The following is a 21724-nucleotide window of genomic DNA, read 5'->3' as shown; positions in this document are numbered from 1 at the left end:
GTACACATGAGTGCTGACAAAACGCAGGACATCGTCGCCTTGGGCGAGGCCATGGTCGAGTTCAACCAGACCCAGGCCGAGCCCCCTTTGTACTTGCAAGGCTTTGGCGGCGACACCAGCAACGCCGCCATTGCCGCCGCAAGGGCTGGCGCACAAGTGGCTTACCTTACGCGCCTGGGCACTGACCGCTGGGGCGATCGCCTGATGGATGTGTGGCACAGCGAAAACGTGAACACGGCTGCCGTGCTGCGCGATGCCAACGCCCCCACCGGCATGTACTTTGTCAGCCACGATGCGCAAGGCCACCATTTCAGCTACGCCCGCGCCGGATCGGCCGCCAGCCGCATGCAAGCGGCCGATGCCGCCACATGGCATAGCGCCATTTCGGCCAGCCGCTGGCTGCACGTGTCGGGCATCAGCCTCGCGATTTCGGCATCGGCCTGTGACACCGCCTTGGCCGCCATGCAAGTGGCCCGCACATCGGGCACGCGGGTGGCGTTCGACTCCAACTTGCGCTTGTCGCTGTGGCCACTGGCCCGTGCACAAGCCTGCATCACCCACGCCATCGGTCTGTGTGATTTGTTTTTGCCCAGCCTGGAGGACATCACGGCCCTGACCGGTTTGACCGAGCCCCAGGCCATCATCGACTGGAGCCATGCCCAAGGCGCGCAGCAGGTGGTGCTCAAGCTGGGTGCCGAGGGGGCCTTGGCATCCGATGGCCAAACCCAGCGGCGTGTGCCCGGGCTGGCGGTTCAAGCGGTGGACGCGACAGGCGCGGGTGACTGCTTTGCGGGCAACCTGCTGGCTCGATTGTCCCAAGGCGATGACTTGTGGACCGCGACCGCCTATGCCAACGCAGCGGCTGCCTTGTCGGTGCAAGGCTATGGCGCGGTGGCCCCTTTGCCCCGCCCCGATGCGGTGATGAAATACCTACGGTCATGAGCCAGCGCACCTTGATCGCCGTGGACTGGGGCACCAGCAGCTTGCGCGGGGCGCGGCTGGCTGCGGCAGGCCAGGTCCTTGAATCGCGACAATTCCCACGCGGCATCATGACCGTGGCCCCCGGCCAGTTTGATGCTGTGTTTCAAGAATGCTTTGGCGACTGGATGCAGGCCCAAGGCGCCCTGTGCATGATCTCGGGCATGGCGGGCAGCCAGCAGGGTTGGCAAGAAGCGCCCTACTGCCCTTGCCCTGCAGGCTTTGACGAATTGGCCGCACGACTGCTGTGGTTGCAAGCAGGGCGCGTGGCCATCGTGCCCGGCCTGAGCTGCCTGCACGATGACGGCTTGCCCGTTCCGCAGCACGATGTGATGCGCGGCGAAGAAATCCAGATTTTCGGTGCGCTGGCCTTGACCGGTCTGCGCGATGCCACCGTGGTCTTGCCCGGCACGCACAGCAAGTGGGCGCAGGTCGCGCAAGGCCGCGTGACGGGCTTTCGCAGCTTCATGACCGGCGAAGTGTTTGCCTTGCTGAGCCAGCATTCCATCCTCTCGCGCACCCTGCCCACCGATGCGCCTTGGCACGAAGACGCTTTTGTGCACGGCGCGCAGTTGGCGCAACGCACACCCAGTGTTTTGTCCAGCATCTTCGCCACCCGCACCCTGGCCCTGTTTGGCAGCCTGCCTGCTGCGCAACACCCGTCTTTTTTGTCGGGCCTGTTGATCGGCGAGGAACTTCGCACCATGGCCCGACCCGGCAGCACCGTGCTGCTGGTGGGCAGCGCCTTGCTCACGCAGCGCTACGCGGCGGCTTTGCACAGCTTGGGGCTGAGCAGCCACAGCTTGGGCGACGAAGCCACCTGGGCTGGCCATGCCGCACTGGCCCAACAACTGACGGCCTGACGGAACACCACACCATGAACACCCTCGCCATCCCTGAACAATTTTCACGCGCCCTCCAGCAGCTGCCGCTGGTCGCCATCTTGCGGGGCCTGACACCGCAAGAGGCCCCGGCCATTGGCCATGCCCTGGTGGACAGCGGTTTTGCCTTGATCGAAGTCCCGCTCAATTCACCACGCCCGCTGGACAGCATCGCAGCGTTGGCCGCAGAGCACCCGGACCACCTGATCGGTGCGGGCACGGTGCTGAGCGCAGAGCAAGTGCGCGAGGTGCACGCCGCAGGCGGTCGCATCATCATCTCGCCGCACTTTGACCCCGCTGTGGTGCACGAAGCCGTGCGCCTGGGCCTGGCCTGCGTGCCCGGCGTGGCCACACCCAGCGAGGCCTTTGCGGCCTTGGCTGCAGGTGCGCATGCGCTCAAACTCTTCCCGGCAGAATTGATCACACCCACCGTGCTCAAGGCCATGCGCGCTGTTTTGCCCGCCGATGTGCAGCTGCTGCCTGTGGGCGGCATCACGCCCGACAACATGGCCCCCTACCTGAGCGCGGGAGCCAACGGTTTTGGCTTGGGCTCGGCTTTGTACAAGCCCGGATGCACCGCGCAGCAGGTGCGCGAGGCCGCGCAGCGCTTCGTTCAGGCCCTGCGGGGCTGATCCAAGGCCAACATCAAACGCCGAGATCAAATGCCCAAATAGGCCTTGCGGATTTCGTCGCGGCGGCTCAGCTCGGACGAGGCGCCCGAGGTGACCACACGGCCGTTTTCCAGCACATAAGTGCGCTGTGAAATCGCCAGCGCACGGCTGACGTTTTGCTCCACCAGCATCACGGCCGTGCCACTGCGGTGGATGGATTCGATGGCCCGGAACATCTCGCCCACGATGCTGGGCGCCAGACCCAAGGAAGGCTCATCGAGCAACAACAAACGGGGCAAAGCCATCATGGCCCGCCCGATGGCCACCATTTGCTGCTGACCGCCCGACAAGGTGCCCGACACTTGACCGAGCTTGGCCCGCACGGCGGGAAACAGCTCACACACCTGCTCAAAAGTACGCTCGCGCACCGCGCGTGCGGCCGGGTGCATGGCCCCCAGCTCCAGGTTCTCGCGCACCGTCATGCCGGTGAACAAGCGGCGGCTTTCGGGCACCAGGGCCAGGCCTCTTTCACACAGCCGGTGCGCCGGCAAAGCCGAAACCGTCTCGCCTTCCCAGGCGATGTGGCCCGACTTGAGCGGGCACAGGCCCATGACCGCATTGATCAACGTGGTCTTGCCCGCGCCATTGGGGCCGATGACCGAGACCAGCTCGCCGGCTTCGATCTGCATGGACACGTCCCACAGGGCAGGTGCCGCGCCGTAATTGACTTGGATTTGTTCTATTTGGAGCATGGTTACACCGCCGCCTCATCACCCAGATAAGCCCGCACCACCTCGGGACGGGACATCACATCCTGAGGGTGGCCCTCGGCAATGACTTCACCTTGGTTGAGCACCACCAGCCTGTCCGACAGGGCCAGCACGGCACTCATCACGTGTTCGACAAACACGATGGAGGTGCCACGCTCCCGAATGCGGCGAATCGTCTGCACGGCCGCACCGATCTCCGACGGCGTCAAACCCGACAAGACCTCATCGAGCAAGAGCACTTGCGGGCGCGCCGCCAAAGCGCGTGCCAGCTCTAGGAACTTGCGCTGGTGCAGGTTGAGCTCGTCAGGGAAATGGTCCCCCTTGTCCTGCAAACCGGTGAACAGCATCCACTCTTGCGCCTCGGCCAGGGCCTGCGCATCCGTCAGGCGCGCGCCGCCGTAATGCGCGGCCAGGGTGACGTTTTGCAAGACCGTCAAGCCATTGAATGGGCGCGGGATTTGGTAAGTGCGCGACAAGCCTTGCCTGCGAATGCGGTGGGCAGGCCAACCGGCACAGGACTGACCACGCAACAGCACCGTGCCCTCGGTCGGCTTGTAATGGCCGGTGACCACATTGATGAAGGTCGACTTGCCCGAACCGTTGGGGCCGAGCAAGCCCAAAATCTCACCCCGATACAAATCGAGGTCCACCCCATTCAAGGCGCGGATGCCGGAAAACTGCTTGCTCAGGCCACGCACTTCCAGCACTTTCTCGCGGCCAGGGGCATCGGCCGGGCGTGTCAAAGGTCGCTCCAGCACCAGCTCGTCTGGCTGGCCATGGACGGATTCACCATGCCCAGCAGCAGGCTCACGCTGGTTCTGGATCAGGCGCTTGTGTTGACGCAACTGCCAAGTGCCCAAAATGCCACGCGGCATGACCAGCACAGCCCCCGCCAGCACCAGGCCAATGATGACCTTGCCGATCAGCGCGCTCTCACCGGCGGTGAAGGCATTGAGCAAGAGCGTGATCAAAATGCCACCCACCATGGGACCGGCCCAGTGGCGGCTGCCGCCCAACACGCTCATGAGCACCACGGTCAAGGGGACGGTGATGTTGAAAGTCTCCCCCACCGTGACATACGACACGTACAAAGCATGGATGGCGCCCATGACCCCGGCAAAGAAACTCGAGAGCGCAAAAGCGCCCATCTTGAGCCAGAAGGTGGGCACGCCATTGACCTCGGCGGCATCTTCGTCGTCATGGATGGCCAGCAAGCCCAAACCGGCGCGGGCATGGAACAGCCACCAGGCGACGGCAACGCACAAGACCGTCAGCACCAAACTGGCGTAATAAAAGGTGGACGCGGGCTTGGGGCCCCACTGCGGCAAGTTGACGCCCATCAGGTAGACCCCAGGGCCACCATCGATGGGCGTGTTGACCACCACCGTGGCCAACACAAAGCCCACCGCCAAGGTGATCAGGGCGAACGATTCACCACGGATCTTGCGCACACTGAACACCAAAGCCCCGATGGCCAAAGCCAACAGCGCCGCGAGCAATCCGCTGCCCAGCGCGGCAGGCACCACGGGCCAGTCGGCTTTGGTGGCCAGCGTGGCCATGCCGTACATGCCCACACCGAAAAATGCCCCATGGCCGAACGAGAAATACCCCGAGTAGCCCGAGAGCATGTTCCAGGAGGTGGCCAACGTCATCCAGAAAAAAACCACATACAGCAAAGACTGCAGGTGGACCGGAAGGCCCATGTAAGGCGCCGCAAACAGCAGTGCCAACACCACGAACAGGATGGAAATTCGCTGGATCTTATTCATCACCACGCCTGAGCAAAAGAATCAGGATCAACACCGTGAACGCCACCAAAGGCGCCCAGGTGGGCGCAATCAAGGCCTGGGTCATGGCCTCGCTGATGCCGATCACCAAGCCACCGACCAAGGGCGTCAATGCCGAGCCCAATCGGCCAATCATCACCACCGCGAACACCACGCCGACCCAGGCAAATATCTGCGAAGGTGCGAGTGTGAAGGTCAAAGCCACGCAGACGCCCGCACAAGCGGCCAGCGCCGCACACAAGCCCGCCAACAAAACGGCCAGGCGCTTGGCGTTGATGCCAAAGGCCGTGGCGATCGCCGGGTCTTCGGCGCTGGCGCGCACCGACTTGCCCATGTCGGTGCGGTGCAGCATCCACCAAACCAGCGCCACAGCGGCCAGCGACATGCCCAAGGTCAAGGCCTCGGAATAGGTCACCACCACAGTGCCCAGACGGAACTTGTGCTCGTCATACACCGAAGACATGCGACGGAAATCGGCGCTCCAGATCCATTGCAGCAAGGCCTCCACCGACACCGTGATGCCAAACGTCACCAGCAGTGAATTGAAGGGCGTGATGGCAAAGCGGGCGAACACCGACTGCAAAGCCATGCCCAATGCGGCAAACAGCGGCACCAACACCAGCAAGGAAAGCAGCGGATCAACACCCAGTCGCGTTTTGAGCTCGTAGGTGATGTAGGCCGACAGGAACACCCATGCGAAATGCGCCAGGTTGATTTGCCTGAGCAAGCCCCAGCCCAAACCGATGCCCAGGCCGATGAGGCCATACAGGGCACCGAGAAAGACGCCAGAGGCCAGCGCTTGGAGTAACAGCCCTGCGCTGGGCATGTCAGAACTGCATCTTGCTGCCGGGCAAGGCGACGTCTTTGGGGTGGATCACGACCCACTTGCCACCTTGCAACTGCTTGATGCGGTTCAGGTCATCGCCGTAGTTGTTGGGCCCATCGAAGCGGACTTTGCCAATGATGGTGTCCACACGGTTTTTCTTGAGCCATGCGGCAATCTTCGCATCTTCCAGGCTGCCTGAACCCTTGATGCCCGCTTCCAGAAACTGCCAACCTGTGAAGGCATTGGCCGCCTGCAACTCGAACACGGTGTCGGGCAAATTGGCTTTGGCCGCGCGCTCGTTGTACATCTTGATCGCTTCAGCATAAGCGGGGTTGTTGGTGAACGGCGCATGCTGCTCGAAGGTGGTCAGCGTGAGCGCGTTGGCCGCCAGTGGCGATTGGGCCAGCGGTCCGGGTGTGGGGTACACGTGGAAATGGATCTTCGGCTTGTAATCGATCTTGTTCATCGCCTCCAGCAACTGAATGCTTTCAGCGCCGATCGAGCCGATCCAGACCACATCGGCATTGGCTTCCTTCAAGCGCGAAGCAATGGGACCAAAGTCGCGGTTACCGAACTCCCACTCCAGCCACAAGGCTTCACGCAGGCCGCGCTTCTTGAAGACCTCGCGTGCGCCCACCGACAAGAACACCACCGAAGGGAATTTGCTGGTGACGATGGCCACCGACTGGGGCTTGGCACCGCCAGCGGCAATGGCATCGAGCAAGGTGTTGGGCACCGTGGTGCCCGGATCGATGCCCATGACATACGCGGGGAAGTGCATGTCGTACTTGGCCAGCGAAGGGATGCCGAAGGAATTGGTGATCAAGACCTTGCCATTGCGCTGAGCCACGCCCATGGCCGCCAGCGAGTTGGCGGTGGCATAAGGGCCCATCAACAGATCGACGTTGTCGCCAGAAATCAATTGCTCATACAAAGTGCGTGCGAGGTCGGGTTTGGACTGGTCGTCCTTGACCACCCACTCGACAGGACGACCGAGCAAGCCGCCGCGTTTGTTCAGTTGTTCAATGAAGATGTCACCAGCGATCTTGTGCATCACAGCCGTGCCAGCCAAAGGGCCCGTCAAGGACAAGGTGCTCCCGACCCGTATCGGTTTGGTCTGCGCATGCAGCCATGTCGAAGTCGAAGAGAGCAACAAGGACGAACCCAGTGCTTTCAGGAAAGGCCGCTTTTGCATGGTTGATTCCTCAGGTCTGTGTTGATGAAATTCGCAAAATTTGCCAATCCATTATGGAAGCCACACCACATCCGCCCATTGGGAATAACCCGTTGAAGCGCTGTCGCCAACGCGCTTGCGAATCCATGGCCATGCACATCACAGTGACGCGCAGGGTGTGTGTTTGCACTACGCCCTGATTTGCAATTTCCATATTCCACAGAGCCCCAGAACATGAGCACCACACCCGCTTCCAGCGCATTCACACCCTCGGGCTCCACGCACATGGCCATTGCCGAGGTGGACCGCATCGTCGTGCGCGGCAAAGACCTGTGCCGCGATGTGATTGGCCAGCAATCTTTCACAGCGTATTTTTTGTTTTTGTTGACGGGTGAAACCCCCAGCGACAACTTGGTGCGCGTGGCCGATGCCACCATGGTGTCACTGGCTGAGCATGGCTTGGTGCCCTCCGTTCAAGCCGCACGCATGACCCTGGCCGCAGCGCCGGACTCGGTGCAAGGCGCCGTGGCCGCGGGCCTGCTGGGCTGTGGTCCGGTGATTTTGGGGGCCTCTGAAACAGCCGGACACCTCTTGATCGCGATGCTGGCGCAGGCGGCGCAAGAAGACAAAACACTGGAAGACATTGCGCGCGAACGGCTGCAAGCTTTTCGCGCCGCCAAACAAGCCCTGCCCGGCTTTGGCCACCCGGTGCACAAACTCGGTGATCCACGGGCGACCAAACTGATCGATCTGGCCAAAGAATGGGGCGTGGCCGGTGAGCATGTGCGTGCCTTGCAGGCTTTGGCTTCGCAAGTCGAAGGCGTCTATGGCCGCCCCTTCCCGATGAACGTGTCCGCGGCCATTCCTGCTGTGCTGCTGGACGCGGGATACCCCGCCGGTGCGCTCAAGGGCATCCCTTTGCTGGCGCGCACCGCATCGTTGGTGGCGCACATTCTGGAAGAGCAGACGCGGCCCATTGGCTTCAAGCTCGCCAGCGCCGCCGAACATGCCATGACCTACGACGGCCCCCCCGTGGCCCGCTGAACAAGGGTTGGACACCATGACCGCAACAACGCTCATGACGCCTTTGGAAGTGCTGCGCCAATTTGATGCGCACGACTTCTCGATCGATCAATTTTTCCAGGCACGGCTTCGCCGATTGGGCGATCAACCGATGGTGGAGTACCAAGGCACCGTCATGAGTTGGCAAGCTTGTGCCGAACAAGCCGACCGTGCCGTAGCTTGGTTGCTGGCGCGCGGCGTGCAAGCGGGCGAGCGCATCGGGCTCATGGCCTACAACCATCCGGCGACGGTGGTCTTGCTCAATGCCTGTGCACGTGTGGGCGCCATCCTGGTGCCCTGCAATCCGGAGTTCGAAGCACGCGAGGCCCAATACATTTTTGAGCATGCGGGCGTGCGCGGCGTGATCTGCTCACCCGAAGCCCTGAGCAAAGTGCAAGAGGCCACTTGCCAGATGAACGCTGTGCCTTGGCAAGTGGTGATCGAGCACGACCAGCCCGGGGGTGAAATATCTTTGCTGCATCAATGGCAAGACTGCACACCGGACCGCAACACACGCACAGGCACGGCCGACAGCACCTGCATGATCATCTACACCTCAGGGACCACCGGGTTCCCCAAAGGGGTGATGCACAGCCAGCGCAGCTACTTGCTCACGGCCGAAGCCTTTGTGCACCGCATGTATTTGCAGCCCGATGAGCGCCTGATGTGTGTGCTGCCGCTGTTCCACATCAATGCGTTGATGTACTCGCTGGGCGGCGCCATGGCGTGCGGTGGCACTTTGATCTTGATCCGCCGTTTTTCGGCTTCCACTTTCTGGCAACAGGCCGCCGAGACCCGCGCCACAGAGGTCAATGTGATCATGTCGGCAGCGGCGATTTTGGCGCGCAGGCCAATCGAAGAATTTGCCCCCCATCACAGCCTGCGCAAGATGTTTTTGGCGCCGCTCAACCGCGATTTGCTGGACACTTTCCAGCAACGCTTTCATGTGCCGGTGTTGATCGAGTGCTACGGCATGACCGAAATCCCGGGCGTGCTGAGCAACCCTTTCATGGGCCCTCACAAACTGGGCAGCATGGGCTGCATATCACCGCACCCCGATCCGGCCATTGCACGGCCCGAAGTTCGCGTCATGGGCGAAGACGGGCAAGAATTGCCCATCGGCGAAGTGGGCGAGCTGGCGGTCAAGACACCCACCCTGATGCAAGGCTACTTCAAAGATCCTGAACAAACAGCGGCCAGCTTCCAGGACGGCTGGTTCCTCACCGGCGACTTGGTGCGCCGCGATGCCGACGATTTCCTGTTTTTCTTCACACGCAAGAAAGACATCATCCGCCGCCGTGGCGAAAACATCTCGGGCGCCGAGATCGACTCGGCCATCGGCAGCCACCCGGACATCCTCGAATGTGCATCGATTGGTGTGGCGTCTGACCTGGGCGAAGAAGAAATCCTGCTGGCCGTAGTGCCCCGCCCCGGCACGGCCATCACGCCAGAGGCTGTGCATGCGTACGCCGTGCTGCAACTGTCGCCCATCAAACGCCCCCGCTACATCGTCATGGTCGACAGTCTGCCGCACACCGGCTCCATGAAGATCGCCAAATTCAGACTCAAACCCGCAGACCACTTGCGCCGTCAGGCCACCGATTTTTCATCCTAGAAAGTTCCATCATGAGCGACACCCCCAACACCACCGAACACCGCTACGACGCCTTGCACCTGATCACCGAAGAGGTGCTGGCGCGTTACTCGAAAACGCCCGATCCACGGCTGCGTGAGCTGATGCTGTCCTTGATCAAGCACATCCACAGCTTTGCCAAAGAGGTCAAACTCACCGCCGAAGAGTGGGCCTTCACCATGAGCTTTCTGGAGGAGACCGGCAAATGGTGCTCACCGGGCCGCAACGAGTTCATGATCTTTTCGGACGCGTTTGGCCTGTCCATGCTGACCGTCACGCAAGACTACCCCCGTCCGGAACACGCCACGGAGCCCACTTTGGTTGGCCCCTTCTTGCTTGAGAATGCGCCCCAGTTTGCGATGGGCGAAGACATCAGTGCAGGTGCGGCCGGCACGCCCATGTATGCACAAGGCCAGATCTTGGACATCCACGGTCAACCCGTGGCCAATGCCGTGATCGATGTGTGGCACTCTGACGACCGGGGGCTGTACGACGTGCAAGATGGGATTGAAGAAAACGGGCCTTGGGCGCGGGCCGCCCTCACCACAGGTGCCGACGGACGCTACAGCTTCTGGTCGGTTTTGCCAGTGGACTACCCCGTCCCGCAAGACGGCACCGCCATCCAGATGCTCCAGGCCACCACCGGCAGAAGCTGGCGCCCTGCGCATTTGCACTTCCGCATTCAGGCCCCTGGCCAGCGTCCACTGATCACCCACATCTTTGACCGCACCAGCAAGAACCTGTACAGCGATGCCGTGTTTGGCGTTCGCCCCTCCTTGATCGCAGACTTCAAGCCTCAAACGCCTGGTCAAGCACCGGACGGCAAAGTCATGGACCGGGACTTCTTCACCCTGGAATACAACTTCATCATGACCGATGCTTTGAAATGATCGACTTCTCGTTGCGGTCTGGCGCAATCGCTGGCCAGCATGCGAAGAACCTGCCCCTTGGAGGCACACAATAATCGGCTCGCTTTCAGCCGCTGGCCGATCAATTTTTTCCACCATGTTTTCCCAATTAACTGCAAGATGACACGCCCCTCTGAACTCGAAACCTGGATAGAAGATGAACGCATCGTGCGTGCCCGCTTGGACGCTGGTGCAGGGCCTGGCGTGGCCACGCGCGAACAAATCGCAGGCAAGACGGGGCTGGAGGTCATGCAAGGCTTGCTGTCGGGTGAACTGCCGTATGCCAGCATCGCCAAGACTTTGAACTTCGTGCTGGTGGACGTGAGTGAAGGCCAAGCCATCTTTCAGGGCACGCCCGGGCTGGACCACATGAACCCGCTGGGCACGGTGCACGGCGGCTGGTTTGCCACCTTGCTCGACTCCGCGCTGGGCTGCGCGGTGCACACCATGATGCCGCCCGGGCGCGGCTACACCACGGCCGACCTGAGCGTGAAGCTGGTCAAAGCCCTCACCCCCAAAGTGCAGCGCGTGCGGGCCATTGGCCAAGTGGTGCACTGCGGCCGCCAACTGGCCACCGCCGAAGCCCGCCTGGTCGGACCCGATGGCACCCTGTACGCCCATGCCAGCACGGCCTGTCTGGTTTTTGAAATGCCGGGCAAAACAGCTGCCTGATTCGGCACGCCATGCCACCCTTCGCGCAGGGCACGGTGCATGGCCTCAAAGTTCAGGCCCAATCGGTGGCGACATCTCGCTTCTGACTGCTCGCCACTGGGCGTGCGCGGCCCCTTGCAGGTCGGGCGGCAACTGGTGCTTGGCTTGCAAATAATGGTGCGTGTAGACATCCAAATAAGCCTGCAAAGTCTGGGCGGCATGGGACTCGCCTGCCAATTCCAGGCACAGCGATGCCACTTCGCTGGTGCACAAATGGTCCTCCCGCCTTGAGCGGCGCAGCTGGTAGCGTGACACTTGCTCAGGGTTCAAACTGAGCACAGGCAAATGGTTCAGGTACGGGCTTTTGCGGAACATCTTGCGGGCTTCGGGCCAAGTGGCGTTGAGCAAGACGAACAAGGGGCGCCGACCTTCGGACAAAACCGGCAGCTCGTGCACCACCCGCTCGGGCGCCACAAATTCGCCCGGAAACACCACAAAGGCCTGCCATTGCGGATCGGCCAGCAGCGCCAGCAAGGCGGGGTCGACCTCGGTGCGGGCCCAAGCAAAGGCGAAGGCGTGTTGCACCACATCGGCGATCAGCCAACCGGTGTTGCTGGGTTTGAGCGGCTCGATGTCGGCCATGAGCAAACACATGCCCGCTTGCGTGGGCAGCTCGGGGCTCAGCGCGCAAATGCAGTGGCTGGGCACCAAGCGGCAGCCAGGGCAGCGCTCGCCTTTGATGCCGCCACGGGCCATGAAGGGCTTGGCGCTGCGGGCCAGTCGCTCGGTGCGCAGGCGTGAGACGGCATGTGGCGTTTTCAAACGATCATTTCCCATCAAACCGCTGGCGCTGCCATGCGCAATCGCCGAGCGGTTTCTTCATCGCGCGCATCGTCGATCTCTCGCAACACAGCAGCCATGTCCACATCGGCGGTGGAGCCCTCAAAATGCCCGGTCAGCGGTGTCTCATTGCTGAGCAATCCGGCCTGGTAGAGGCTCCAGATTTCAGGGCCGTAGTCGGTCTTGAGGAGCGCGGGCGCATATTGCCCGAAGTAGCCGCGCAGGTTGGCCACATCGCGCAGCAACATGCGCTGGGCGTGGTTGTTGCCGGCAGCGTCCACGGCTTGCGGCAAGTCGATGATGACCGGCTCGTCCACACCCGGCAGATCGCCCTCACCGGGCATGTGCGCCAGCAAGATGTTGAACTCCGACAAATCGCCGTGCACCACGCCCGCGCACAGCATGCGCACCACTTCGCCAATCAAGGTGGCGTGGTGCTGCAGGGCTTGATCTGGCGTGAAGGCCACATCGTTCAGGCGCGGGGCCGCATCGCCGTGCGCATCGGTCACCAGCTCCATGAGCAGCACGCCGTCAAAAAAGTTGAAGGGCCGGGGCACGCGCACACCGGCTGCGGCCAGGCGGTACAGCGCATCGACCTCGGCGCTTTGCCAGGCGGCTTCTTGCTCTTGCCTGCCAAACTTGCTGCCTTTGGCCATGGCCCGGGCCGAGCGAGAATTTTTGACTTTGCGGTTTTCGGTGTAATCCACCGCCTGCCGAAAGCTGCGGTGGGTGGCTTCTTTGTAGATTTTGGCGCAGCGGGTTTCGTCGCCGCAACGCACCACAAACACCATGGCCTCTTTGCCGCTCATGAGCTGGCGGACCACGGTGTCGATCAAACCCTCGTCAACCAGGGTTTGCAGCCTTGGCGGAGCCTTCATCCAGGGCGATGCAAGACGCAGATCTTGTGGCCGTCCGGGTCGCGCAGATAAGCCAGGTAGAGCTTGCCTGCAGGGCCTTCACGGAAACCGGGTGGGTCTTCGCAAGTCACGCCGCCATGGGCAATGCCTGCAGCGTGGAAGGCGTCGGCTTGCTCGATCGAAGCCGCTTTGAACCCGTAGGTGCTGCCGTTGCCCACGCTGGCGGCTTCGCCATTGATGGGCGTGGTGATGCCAAACGAACCGGCGGGACTGCGGTAAAAATAACGGTTGTTGTTGCCCACCCCCGGGGCCTGCCCCAAGGTGCCCAAGACGGCGTCGTAAAACTTTTTAGAGGCTTCGAGGTCTTTCACCCCGACCATGACATGGCTGAACATTGCAATCCCCATTGAATGAAGTCCGATATTGGACCCGTTGATTGTGGACCATGTGCTGTGTCTGCTGAGTGGCTTGGGGATGGGGCGGCATGCATGCCGTCGCCCAAGGGATTGCACCGCCAAGCGCCATGGGGCAAGCTACGCTCTTGAGACCATCTCAGTCCCCCATCGCTGTCCCCACAAAGGCCTGCCTTTGCAATGGCCTTGGATCAAAAACGACTCTTCACCCTTGGAGCCATCTCATGAGACTTCTTCACACCATGCTGCGCGTCGGCAACTTGCAACGCGCCATCGACTTTTACACCCAGGTGCTGGGCATGAAACTGCTGCGCACCTCGGAAAACCCGGAGTACAAATACTCGCTGGCGTTTGTGGGCTACGGCAACAACCCCGACCATGCCGAGCTGGAACTGACTTACAACTGGGGCACGGAAAGTTACGACATGGGCACGGCCTACGGTCACATCGCGCTGGGCGTGCCCGATGCGTATGCGGCTTGCGAGAAGATCAAAGCCGCGGGGGGCAACGTGACCCGCGAACCCGGCCCCGTCAAAGGCGGCACCACCGTGATCGCCTTTGTCACCGATCCCGATGGCTACAAGGTCGAGCTGATCCAACGGGCCGAATACGCGGCTGGGCAAGGTCCGGGCTGAAGCGGCAGGCCCCGTTCAGCCAATGTCCCCTTCGACCTGTTCACCTACTGTCAACCCCGACTTGATCACCCACTGTCACCCCCGACTTGATCACCCACTGTCACCCCCGACTTGATCGGGGGTCCATGCCTTCGACTGCCATGGATACCCGATCAAGTCGGGTATGACATATGGGGCCGGTCATGACACATTCATCGGATGTCACCTACTGTCACTCGCTGTCGCCTGCTGTCACACGATGTCACTCTCTGTCACCCCCGACTTGATCGGGGGTCCATGCCTTCGACTGCCATGGATACCCGATCAAGTCGGGTATGACAAATCAATCAGGTTTCAAACTGCCGCGCAGGACCATCGGTCAGTTCAGCGCGGCAGCTGACTGGCTTCGCGTGCCAACTTTTCGATGCGAGCCCAGTCGCCTTGGGCCAGTGCATCGGCAGGCACCAGCCATGAGCCGCCCACGCAGGCCACGTTGGGCAAGCTCAAAAACTCAGCGGCATTGCCCGGCGTGACGCCGCCCGTGGGGCAGAACTTCACATCAAAAAACGGACCGCTCCAGGCCTTGAGCATGTTGGGGCCGCCCGCCTGCATGGCCGGGAAGAATTTGAGCTCTGTGTAGCCGTCTTCTTGGGCCATCATGATTTCGCTGCCGGTGGCCACGCCGGGCAGCAATGACAAACCGTGGTCACGGCAAGCCTGGCCGACTGTCTTGGTGTAACCGGGGCTCACCGCAAAACGGGCACCGGCTTTGGCAGCAGCTGCCGCATCGGCGGCGCTGCGCACCGTGCCAGCACCCACCACCGCACCTTCAACCTCGTTGGCAATGGCTTCCATGCACGCCAGCGCCTGCGGGGTGCGCAGGGTCACCTCCAACATGCGAATACCGCCTGCCACCAGCGCACGCGCCATGGGCACGGCATGGGCCACGTCGGTCAGCACGATCACGGGGATCACGGGGGCGTCCTGCATCACTTGCAGGGCGGTCAAATTTCCACTCAGATTCACAGCCATGTGCAGGCTCCTTCTTCGGCTTTGAGCGCGTTGCGGCGCATATTGGCAAACAGTTCACGGCCCATGCCCACGCCGTTGGCGGCGCGCAGCTCGGGGGGCATTTGGGCCACGGGGCGGGCGGCCCATTCGGCCTCGCTCACCAGCACCTGCAAGGTGCCGTTCACGCCGTCCAGGCGAATCACATCGCCGTCTTGCACTTTGGCCAACGGGCCACCGGCTGCGGCCTCGGGCGAAACGTGAATGGCGGCAGGCACTTTGCCCGACGCGCCGCTCATGCGGCCATCGGTGACCAGCGCCACCTTGAAGCCCTTGCCTTGCAGCACAGCCAGCGGCGGTGTGAGTTTGTGCAGCTCGGGCATGCCGTTGGCTTGCGGGCCTTGCCAGCGCACCACGCAGACAACATCGCGGTCCAGCTCACCGTCTTTGAAGGCTTGCTGCAATTCGTCTTGCGAATTGAACACGCGGGCCGGGGCTTCGATGACATGAAAGGCTTCGGGCACGGCAGAGATTTTGATCACGCTGCGGCCCAGGTTGCCTTGCAGCAGTTTCAAGCCACCCGATACGCTGAAGGGGCTGGATGCCGGGCGCACCACGGTGTCGTCTTGGCTGGCCCCGGCTTCTTGCCACACCAGTTGGCCATTTTGTGCAGACGGAATGCGCGTGAATTCACGCAAGCCCCCGGCGCGCACCGTGAGCACATCGACATGCATCAGCCCAGCATCGAGCAGCTCACGGATCACATAAGCCGGGCCACCTGCAGCTTGAAACTGGTTCACGTCGGCGCTGCCGTTCGGGTACACGCGGGTCAGCAGCGGCACCACGTCCGACAAGGCCGAGAAGTCGTCCCAGTCGATCACGATGCCCGCCGCACGCGCCACCGCCACCCAGTGGATCAGGTGGTTGGTCGAGCCGCCGGTGGCCAGCAAGGCCACCATGGCATTGACGATGCAGCGCTCGTCGACCAAGCGGCCAATGGGGGTGAAGTTTTTGTCTTTGACCAGCGCCAGCACGGTGCGGGCCGCTTCGCGGGTCAACTCAGCGCGCACGCCTTCGCCAGGGTTGATGAAGGCCGTGCCCGGCACATGCAGACCCATGGCTTCGAGCAGCATCTGGTTGCTGTTGGCCGTGCCATAAAAGGTGCAGGTGCCTTCGCCGTGGTAGGCGGCCGACTCGGCTTCGAGCAATTCGGGGCGGCCCACCAAGCCCAACGCGGCTTGTTCGCGCACCTTGGATTTGGCATTGTTGGACAGGCCGCTGGTCATGGGGCCTGCGGGCACAAACACCGTGGGCAAATGGCCAAACTGCAAGGCGCCGATCAGCAGGCCCGGCACGATCTTGTCGCACACGCCCAGCATCAGGGCCGCGTCAAACACGTCGTGGCTGAGCGACACGGCCGTGGCCATGGCGATCACGTCGCGGCTGAACAAGCTCAGCTCCATGCCCGGCGTGCCCTGGGTCACGCCGTCGCACATGGCGGGCACGCCCCCGGCCACCTGGGCGGTGGCGCCCTGCTTGCGGGCTTCGTCTTTGATCAGGTCAGGATAGTGTTGCAGCGGCGCGTGGGCCGACAGCAGGTCGTTGTAAGCGTTGACGATGCCGATGTTGGGCGCACGCGGGGCCACCACCTTGATCTTGTCCAGCGCCGTGGCGCGGACCTTGTCGCCCTCGGGCATGGCGGCAAAGGCGTGGGCCACATTGGCGCAGCCCAGGCGCTGGGCCCCGGGGTTTTTGCTGGCCGCAGCGTCGACCTGCTGCAAATAAGCCTGGCGGGTCGGGCGGCTGCGCTGGGTGATGCGGGCCGTGACGGCCGCCAAAATCGGGTGAAGTGTCATGAACTTGGGCCAGAAACGGCTTGGTAACAAAATTACATCACCGATGGTAACCGCGAACAATGGGTTTGCGCCGTTTGAACGGTTACAGACAGGGTACAAGTCGACAACAGGCTGTTTTGAGGCTGTTGCAGGCACAAAAAAAACCCGCCGAGGCGGGTTTTGACGCTGCAGCTGGAGCGCTTACTTGTTCGCAGCTTCAGAAGCGGCTGGTGCAGCCGATGCAGGGACTGAAGCGGCCTCGGCAGGTGCTGCAGCGGCAGCCGCCACGGGGGCTGCAGGTGCGGCTTTCTTGCTCTTGGCGATACCGAAACCGATGGCCAGGCCAATGGCCAGCACGATCACGGCGACCAGAACGGCCCAAACCACGGGTTGATTGTCATCTTGAGGGGTCGACATGTGTTTTCTCCGAAAATAGTGGCGAGATTGTAATGGGGCCTTGTTGCACATGACTGACAGCTTCACCCAAGCCGAAACCGGCCGACCCACCCCGCCAGAGACCACGGCACAGCAAAGCGGCTTATTGCAACGCTTTCGCGCCCAATGCGCCCAGGGTCAGGACTTGTGGGTGTTTGGCTACGCCTCGCTCTTGTGGCGCCCCGAATTTGAGGCCCAAGAACAGCACCGCACACAGGTCTGGGGCTGGCACCGCGCCCTCAAAATGTGGAGCCGCCTGAACCGGGGCAGCCCGCAATGTCCGGGTCTGGTGTTTGCGCTGTTGCCCGGCGGCAGCTGCCAAGGGGTGGTTTACCGCGTGGCCCAAGAGCAGGCCGACGAAGTGCTCACCCGACTGTGGGCCCGCGAAATGCCCATGGATGTGTACACGCCCTGCTGGCTGCCCTGCGCAACACCCCAAGGTCCCGTCAAGGCCCTGGCCTTCACCTTGCCCCGCAGCAGTCCGAGCTTCACCGGAGATTTGCCCGCAGACACTTACCGGCAAATTTTTCAGCAAGCCAGTGGACGTTTTGGCACCACGCTGGACTATGCCTTGGAAACCTACCGCAGCTTGCAGGCCCACGGCATCGAAGACCGGGCTCTGGCCGCCTTGTTGCGCCATGCCGAATGACATTTCCCGGCCTTGAATGACCTGCAACAAAGTGCGGCGCCAAGGGGCTGCCTATACTCCAAGCCATGAACATCGCCGACCTGCGCAAGAGCTACGAAAAAGCCGAACTCAACGAAAACGCCTCGCACGCCGACCCGTTGAAACAATTTGAGCAATGGCTGCAAGAAGCCATTGCTTCTGAAGTGCCTGAGCCCAACGCCATGACCGTGGCCACCGTGGGCAGCGACTTGCGCCCCAGCACCCGGGTGGTGCTGATCAAGGGCTGCGACGAGCGCGGCATCGTCTGGTACACCAACTACGAAAGCCAAAAGGGCCGCGAGCTGGCGGGCAACCCCTTTGCGGCGCTGCAGTTTCACTGGGTCGAGCTTGAACGGGTGGTGCGCATCGAAGGCCGGGTGGAAAAAGTCTCAGCCGAAGAAAGCGATGCCTATTTCCACAGCCGGCCGCTCGATTCACGCATCGGGGCCTGGGCGTCGCCGCAAAGCCAGGTGATCGAAGGCCGGACCGTGCTGGTGACCAACGCCGCCAAATACGCGGCGCAATTCATGCTCCAACCCCCTCGCCCGCCGCACTGGGGCGGTTACCGCTTGGTGCCGGACAGCTGGCAATTCTGGCAAGGACGCAAGAGCCGATTGCATGACCGGCTGCGATACACGCAAGACGGTGATCAGTGGCTGCGCGAGCGGCTGGCGCCCTGAGAACTGGACTGCCGCGTCGCTTCGCTCCTCGCAGTGACATCCAAATTTCAGGTCGGCAGCACCGCCATCACCACCGACACGCTGACCAGCGCCATGGCCGTAGACACGGCCACCGCTGCGGTGACGGTGTCTTCTTCCTTGCGGTAACGCTGCGAAAACAAAAACACATTGGCACCGATCGGCAAGGCGGCCACCACCACCATGACCGACAGGTGCAGGCCGCGCATGCCCAGCGCCCAACCCACAGCCGCCATGAGCAGCGGGTGCACCACGGTCTTGACCAGCGACAGGCGAACGGCTTCCTTCAAGCGCGCACCGATGGCGGTCTGCGACAAGGTGATGCCCACCAACACCAGGGCCACCGGGCCAAAGGCACTGCCCAGCAGCTGCAAGGGTTTGTCCACCACAGGGTGCAGCCCCCAATCGGTTTGGGCATACAGCAAACCCGCCAAGATGGGCAAGGGCACCGGGTGGACGATGGCGCTGCGCACCGCTTGCCACACGGTCCGCAACATGTGCCGCTGTTCGCCCGTTTCAGCGGCTTGCTCGCGCGCCATCTGCAGCTCCAGCACCAGGGTCGCCAGCGTCAGCAACACCAGCGCGTGCAAAGAGATCAAGGTGAACAGCAAGACCAGGCCTTCTTGCCCGTAGGCCAAGCCGATCAAGGGCACGCCGATCATCAAGGTGTTGCTGAAAATGCCCGCCAGCGCCAGCACCGAGGCCCGTGAATCGCGGCCATAAGCCAAGAGCATGGCAAAGAACAAGCCCCCGGCCACCACGAAGTACTGGAACACCGGGCGCAGCTCCAAGCGCTCCAGGTGCACCGAACTCATGGTGCGAAACAGCATGGCCTGCGTGAGCACCAGAAACACCAGGTTGGACAAGTCGCGCACGGCTTCAGGCCGCACCAGCTTGGCGCGCCCGGAGACAAAACCGATGAAGATCAGCAAGACCACGGGCAGCAGCGACGAAAGAACGGGGTGGTCAAGGTTCATGCGGCCCATTATCAAGGCCCGTCACGGTCTCACCCCTTCGGATACCACGTAGCGCGGCGGCCAAGCCTTCAAAAGCTGGCTTGCACACCCAGCCTGAGGCTTCGCCCTGGCAGGGGCGATTTGCCAAAGGCGGTGGTGGTCAAGATGGAGCTGGCACTGTAGGCCAATTGGTCTGTCAGGTTGTCAAGCCGCGCAAACCACTGCAAGACCGTGCGGTCAAGCTTCTGGCGGTAGGACACGTTGGCATGAACCAAGGTGTAAGCACCCGTCGCCTGGCTTCCGCTGGGCACACGGTCTTGCGCGGCATGCCAGTCTGCGCCCAAGCGAGCACTCCAGGGGCCTTGCGAGAACACCAGGGTTGAGCCCAGGCGCAGCGGGGCAATTCTCGGCAATGGTTCTCCCGTGCTGTCATTGGTCGCACGCACGGTGTCTGCACGCCAATCCAGATCGAGCGTTGACGGCCCCTGCCACAAGCGCTGACGGCCTTGGGCCTCAAGCCCCGTGAAGCTGGCCCGCACACCTTCATAGCGCTGCACGGGCAGATCGTCCTCAAGCTCGCCCGTGCTCATCAAGCCGATGTAATGGCTGAAGCGGCTGGCAAATGCGGTCACCGCCATGCGGTTGTGGCCTTGCTGCCAGTGCAGGCCCAGGTCCAAGCTCTTGGACTTTTCAAGCCCCAAGGTACTGCTACCCACTTCCCAGGCGTGGGTGGCCACATGCGGGCCATTGGCATACAGCTCATGGTCTTTTGGCGCACGTTGGGTCATGGCGCCATTGCCCGTCAAGCGCCAGTCGGAAGAGAGTTTGAAAGCTGCACCTGCGGCCAAACTCCATGGCTGGAAATCGCGCGAGCCCGTTTCAAACCGATCCACCTGCGGGTTGCCCAGCGAATGGACACGCACCGACTCCCAACGCGCTCCGGCATTGATTTGGCCCCATTCGGTGGGGCGTTCTTCGTGCACGAACAGGGCTTGACTGCGTGTCTGGCTGAAGGGCGCAAAAGCTTCCGTGCCCACCGCAGAAAACCGGCTCGACTCGACCTGAGCCCCCAGGACACCTTGCCAACCAGCCAATGGACGGTGCCGTGCCTCCACGCGCAGGTCTTGCCCTTGGTTGGCAAACACGGTGCCAGCTTCGGCCCCTTCAAACTCGGTGTGACGGTAATCGGTGTGGCTCAGTCGGGCCTTCAGGCTGTCCCAGACGCCAGGCAAATTGCGAACCTGACCTTCGAGCGCATAACGGGTGGTCTTCATGCCAATCGTCACCGCATCTTCGGCCACGGTACCGTAATCACTTTGGTAGGTATTGACCGATGCGCCCAGGTAACCGTTGTCCCAAAATGTGCTGGCGCCGATGGCTCCACCGCGTGACTCGCTGGCGGAGTTGCAAATGCGCCGAGCACTGGCAGGCGATCCCGGCTTGGTGCACTCCAGCTCAGTGGGCACGCGCACATCGCCCGTGCGCCGGTCAAAACCGTCCACATGCAACGCCCAGCGGTCGTTGCCGGCCTCGACCAAACCGGCAACGCTGCGTTCGTCGTTGCCTGTGGCGGCCTGAGCCTGCGCTTTGCCCGATACCCCTGACAAGGCTTCGCGCGGGATGCGGTTGTCGATCACATTGACCACCCCGCCCACGGCACTGCCGCCGTACTGCAACGCTGCTGCGCCGCGCAAAACTTCAATGCGTTCGGTGGACAAGACATCCAGCGGCACCGCATGGTCGTAGCTCAGGGACGACACATCCAAGCTGGAGGCGCTGTTGTTGAGCACCCGGATGCGGTCCCCGTCCAGACCCCGGATGATGGGGCGACTGGCATTGGGGCCAAAGTAGGTGCTGGACACGCCAGGCAGTCCGTTGAGCGTTTCGCCCAAGGTGGTTTGCCCGCGCTCGATCAGCTCGTTTTGCCCGAGGGCGCTGACGGGCAAGGCGGTTTGGTCACGGCCCAGCGGGTTGCCGGTGATGACCACCTCGCCCCCCGCAGTTTGTGCGCTGGCCACAGACCAGCCAGACAGGACAGACAAGCTGGCGCAGGCCAGCACAGAAAGGGATGGAATTTTGTTCATGGTTCAGATGTGAAAAGCCAAAGACAGCTTGCTCAA

The 21724-nt window shown here is 62.3% G+C and carries 22 protein-coding genes; 10 read left to right on the top strand and 12 right to left on the bottom strand.

Annotated elements, in window-relative coordinates; translation table 11 throughout:
* The first annotated feature begins 6 nt into the window (after nt 1–6).
* From B9Z43_RS09735 to B9Z43_RS09725, 3 genes are read left to right on the top strand one after another with little or no spacing between them, the layout of a single operon-like run.
* On the top strand, nt 7–942 hold the full coding sequence (locus B9Z43_RS09735; RefSeq protein WP_108324913.1) for a sugar kinase: 936 nt from the start codon (nt 7–9) through the stop codon (nt 940–942).
* Complete coding sequence (locus tag B9Z43_RS09730) at nt 939–1841, top strand: 2-dehydro-3-deoxygalactonokinase (RefSeq protein WP_108324911.1); 903 nt, start codon at nt 939–941, stop codon at nt 1839–1841. The genes B9Z43_RS09735 and B9Z43_RS09730 overlap by 4 nt, the downstream gene beginning before the upstream one ends.
* Before the next feature lie 14 nt (nt 1842–1855).
* Complete coding sequence (locus B9Z43_RS09725) at nt 1856–2491, top strand: 2-dehydro-3-deoxy-6-phosphogalactonate aldolase (RefSeq protein ID WP_108324909.1); 636 nt, start codon at nt 1856–1858, stop codon at nt 2489–2491.
* 26 nt (nt 2492–2517) lie between these two features.
* On the opposite strand, the gene B9Z43_RS09720 is transcribed toward B9Z43_RS09725, so the two are convergent.
* Genes B9Z43_RS09720 through B9Z43_RS09705 form a run of 4 tightly spaced genes read right to left on the bottom strand, consistent with a single transcriptional unit; the run spans nt 2518 to nt 7048 of the window.
* Nucleotides 2518–3222 carry an ABC transporter ATP-binding protein gene (locus B9Z43_RS09720; protein ID WP_108324907.1) on the bottom strand — a complete coding sequence of 235 codons (705 nt, stop codon included), beginning with the start codon at nt 3220–3222 and terminating at the stop codon, nt 2518–2520.
* Between the two features lie 2 nt (nt 3223–3224).
* Entirely contained in the window at nt 3225–5009 is a 1785-nt protein-coding gene (locus B9Z43_RS09715; protein WP_108324904.1) for a branched-chain amino acid ABC transporter ATP-binding protein/permease, read from the bottom strand.
* Nucleotides 5002–5853, bottom strand: a complete 852-nt coding sequence (locus B9Z43_RS09710) for a branched-chain amino acid ABC transporter permease (RefSeq protein ID WP_108324902.1) — start codon at nt 5851–5853, stop codon at nt 5002–5004. Before B9Z43_RS09710 ends, B9Z43_RS09715 begins: the two co-directional genes overlap by 8 nt.
* Before the next feature lies 1 nt (nt 5854).
* The gene (locus B9Z43_RS09705; protein ID WP_108324900.1) at nt 5855–7048 is read right to left on the bottom strand and encodes an amino acid ABC transporter substrate-binding protein; all 1194 of its coding nucleotides are present in this window, start codon (nt 7046–7048) and stop codon (nt 5855–5857) included.
* A gap of 213 nt (nt 7049–7261) precedes the next feature.
* Between B9Z43_RS09705 and B9Z43_RS09700 the strand changes: the two genes are divergently transcribed.
* The 4 genes from B9Z43_RS09700 (at nt 7262) to B9Z43_RS09685 (ending at nt 11302) form a co-directional block, all read left to right on the top strand.
* Complete coding sequence (locus B9Z43_RS09700; protein WP_108324898.1) at nt 7262–8071, top strand: citryl-CoA lyase; 810 nt, start codon at nt 7262–7264, stop codon at nt 8069–8071.
* A gap of 16 nt (nt 8072–8087) precedes the next feature.
* Nucleotides 8088–9704: a class I adenylate-forming enzyme family protein gene (locus B9Z43_RS09695; RefSeq protein ID WP_108324895.1), complete on the top strand. Its 1617-nt coding sequence runs from the start codon at nt 8088–8090 to the stop codon at nt 9702–9704.
* An 11-nt stretch (nt 9705–9715) separates the two neighbouring features.
* A complete protein-coding gene (locus tag B9Z43_RS09690) occupies nt 9716–10612 on the top strand; it encodes a dioxygenase (protein ID WP_108324893.1) in 897 nt (298 codons plus the stop codon).
* A gap of 138 nt (nt 10613–10750) precedes the next feature.
* The gene (locus B9Z43_RS09685; RefSeq protein WP_108324891.1) at nt 10751–11302 is read left to right on the top strand and encodes a PaaI family thioesterase; all 552 of its coding nucleotides are present in this window, start codon (nt 10751–10753) and stop codon (nt 11300–11302) included.
* Between the two features lie 45 nt (nt 11303–11347).
* Here B9Z43_RS09685 and B9Z43_RS09680 read toward each other — a convergent pair whose 3' ends face one another.
* From B9Z43_RS09680 to B9Z43_RS09670, 3 genes are all read right to left on the bottom strand, one after another.
* Nucleotides 11348–12037 (bottom strand): tRNA-uridine aminocarboxypropyltransferase, encoded by a 690-nt coding sequence (locus B9Z43_RS09680; protein ID WP_233250084.1) that lies wholly within the window; start codon nt 12035–12037, stop codon nt 11348–11350.
* An 80-nt stretch (nt 12038–12117) separates the two neighbouring features.
* Nucleotides 12118–12999 (bottom strand): PA4780 family RIO1-like protein kinase, encoded by an 882-nt coding sequence (locus tag B9Z43_RS09675; protein WP_108324886.1) that lies wholly within the window; start codon nt 12997–12999, stop codon nt 12118–12120.
* Nucleotides 12996–13373: a VOC family protein gene (locus B9Z43_RS09670; protein ID WP_108324883.1), complete on the bottom strand. Its 378-nt coding sequence runs from the start codon at nt 13371–13373 to the stop codon at nt 12996–12998. The genes B9Z43_RS09675 and B9Z43_RS09670 overlap by 4 nt, the downstream gene beginning before the upstream one ends.
* A 242-nt stretch (nt 13374–13615) precedes the next feature.
* Here B9Z43_RS09670 and gloA point away from each other — a divergent pair, with 242 nt between their 5' ends.
* Nucleotides 13616–14026 carry a lactoylglutathione lyase gene (gene gloA, locus B9Z43_RS09665; RefSeq protein WP_108324881.1) on the top strand — a complete coding sequence of 137 codons (411 nt, stop codon included), beginning with the start codon at nt 13616–13618 and terminating at the stop codon, nt 14024–14026.
* Nucleotides 14027–14389: 363 nt separating this feature from the next.
* Here the strand turns inward: gloA and eda are convergent, their stop codons facing one another.
* The 3 genes from eda to B9Z43_RS09650 all read right to left on the bottom strand — a co-directional run bounded on the left by eda (nt 14390) and on the right by B9Z43_RS09650 (nt 17265).
* A complete protein-coding gene (gene eda / locus B9Z43_RS09660) occupies nt 14390–15037 on the bottom strand; it encodes a bifunctional 4-hydroxy-2-oxoglutarate aldolase/2-dehydro-3-deoxy-phosphogluconate aldolase (protein WP_108324879.1) in 648 nt (215 codons plus the stop codon).
* The gene (gene edd / locus B9Z43_RS09655) at nt 15028–16869 is read right to left on the bottom strand and encodes a phosphogluconate dehydratase (protein WP_108324877.1); all 1842 of its coding nucleotides are present in this window, start codon (nt 16867–16869) and stop codon (nt 15028–15030) included. Before edd ends, eda begins: the two co-directional genes overlap by 10 nt.
* 180 nt (nt 16870–17049) lie before the next feature.
* Nucleotides 17050–17265 carry a hypothetical protein gene (locus B9Z43_RS09650; RefSeq protein ID WP_108324875.1) on the bottom strand — a complete coding sequence of 72 codons (216 nt, stop codon included), beginning with the start codon at nt 17263–17265 and terminating at the stop codon, nt 17050–17052.
* 49 nt (nt 17266–17314) lie between these two features.
* Here B9Z43_RS09650 and B9Z43_RS09645 point away from each other — a divergent pair, with 49 nt between their 5' ends.
* Complete coding sequence (locus B9Z43_RS09645) at nt 17315–17932, top strand: gamma-glutamylcyclotransferase (protein ID WP_108325548.1); 618 nt, start codon at nt 17315–17317, stop codon at nt 17930–17932.
* A gap of 65 nt (nt 17933–17997) precedes the next feature.
* Nucleotides 17998–18630, top strand: coding sequence for a pyridoxamine 5'-phosphate oxidase (gene pdxH, locus B9Z43_RS09640; RefSeq protein WP_108324873.1), 633 nt, complete (start codon nt 17998–18000; stop codon nt 18628–18630).
* A 47-nt stretch (nt 18631–18677) separates the two neighbouring features.
* Here the strand turns inward: pdxH and B9Z43_RS09635 are convergent, their stop codons facing one another.
* On the bottom strand, nt 18678–19625 hold the full coding sequence (locus tag B9Z43_RS09635; RefSeq protein WP_108325546.1) for an AEC family transporter: 948 nt from the start codon (nt 19623–19625) through the stop codon (nt 18678–18680).
* A gap of 68 nt (nt 19626–19693) precedes the next feature.
* A complete protein-coding gene (locus B9Z43_RS09630; protein WP_108324871.1) occupies nt 19694–21688 on the bottom strand; it encodes a TonB-dependent receptor in 1995 nt (664 codons plus the stop codon).
* Between the last annotated feature and the right edge of the window lie 36 nt (nt 21689–21724).

The sequence above is a fragment of the Limnohabitans sp. MMS-10A-192 genome, from assembly GCF_003063335.1.
In the GTDB taxonomy this organism is placed as follows: Bacteria; Pseudomonadota; Gammaproteobacteria; order Burkholderiales; family Burkholderiaceae_C; genus Limnohabitans_A.
Note: the sequence above shows the minus strand (reverse complement) of the source record. Positions and strands in the feature narration are given on the sequence as shown.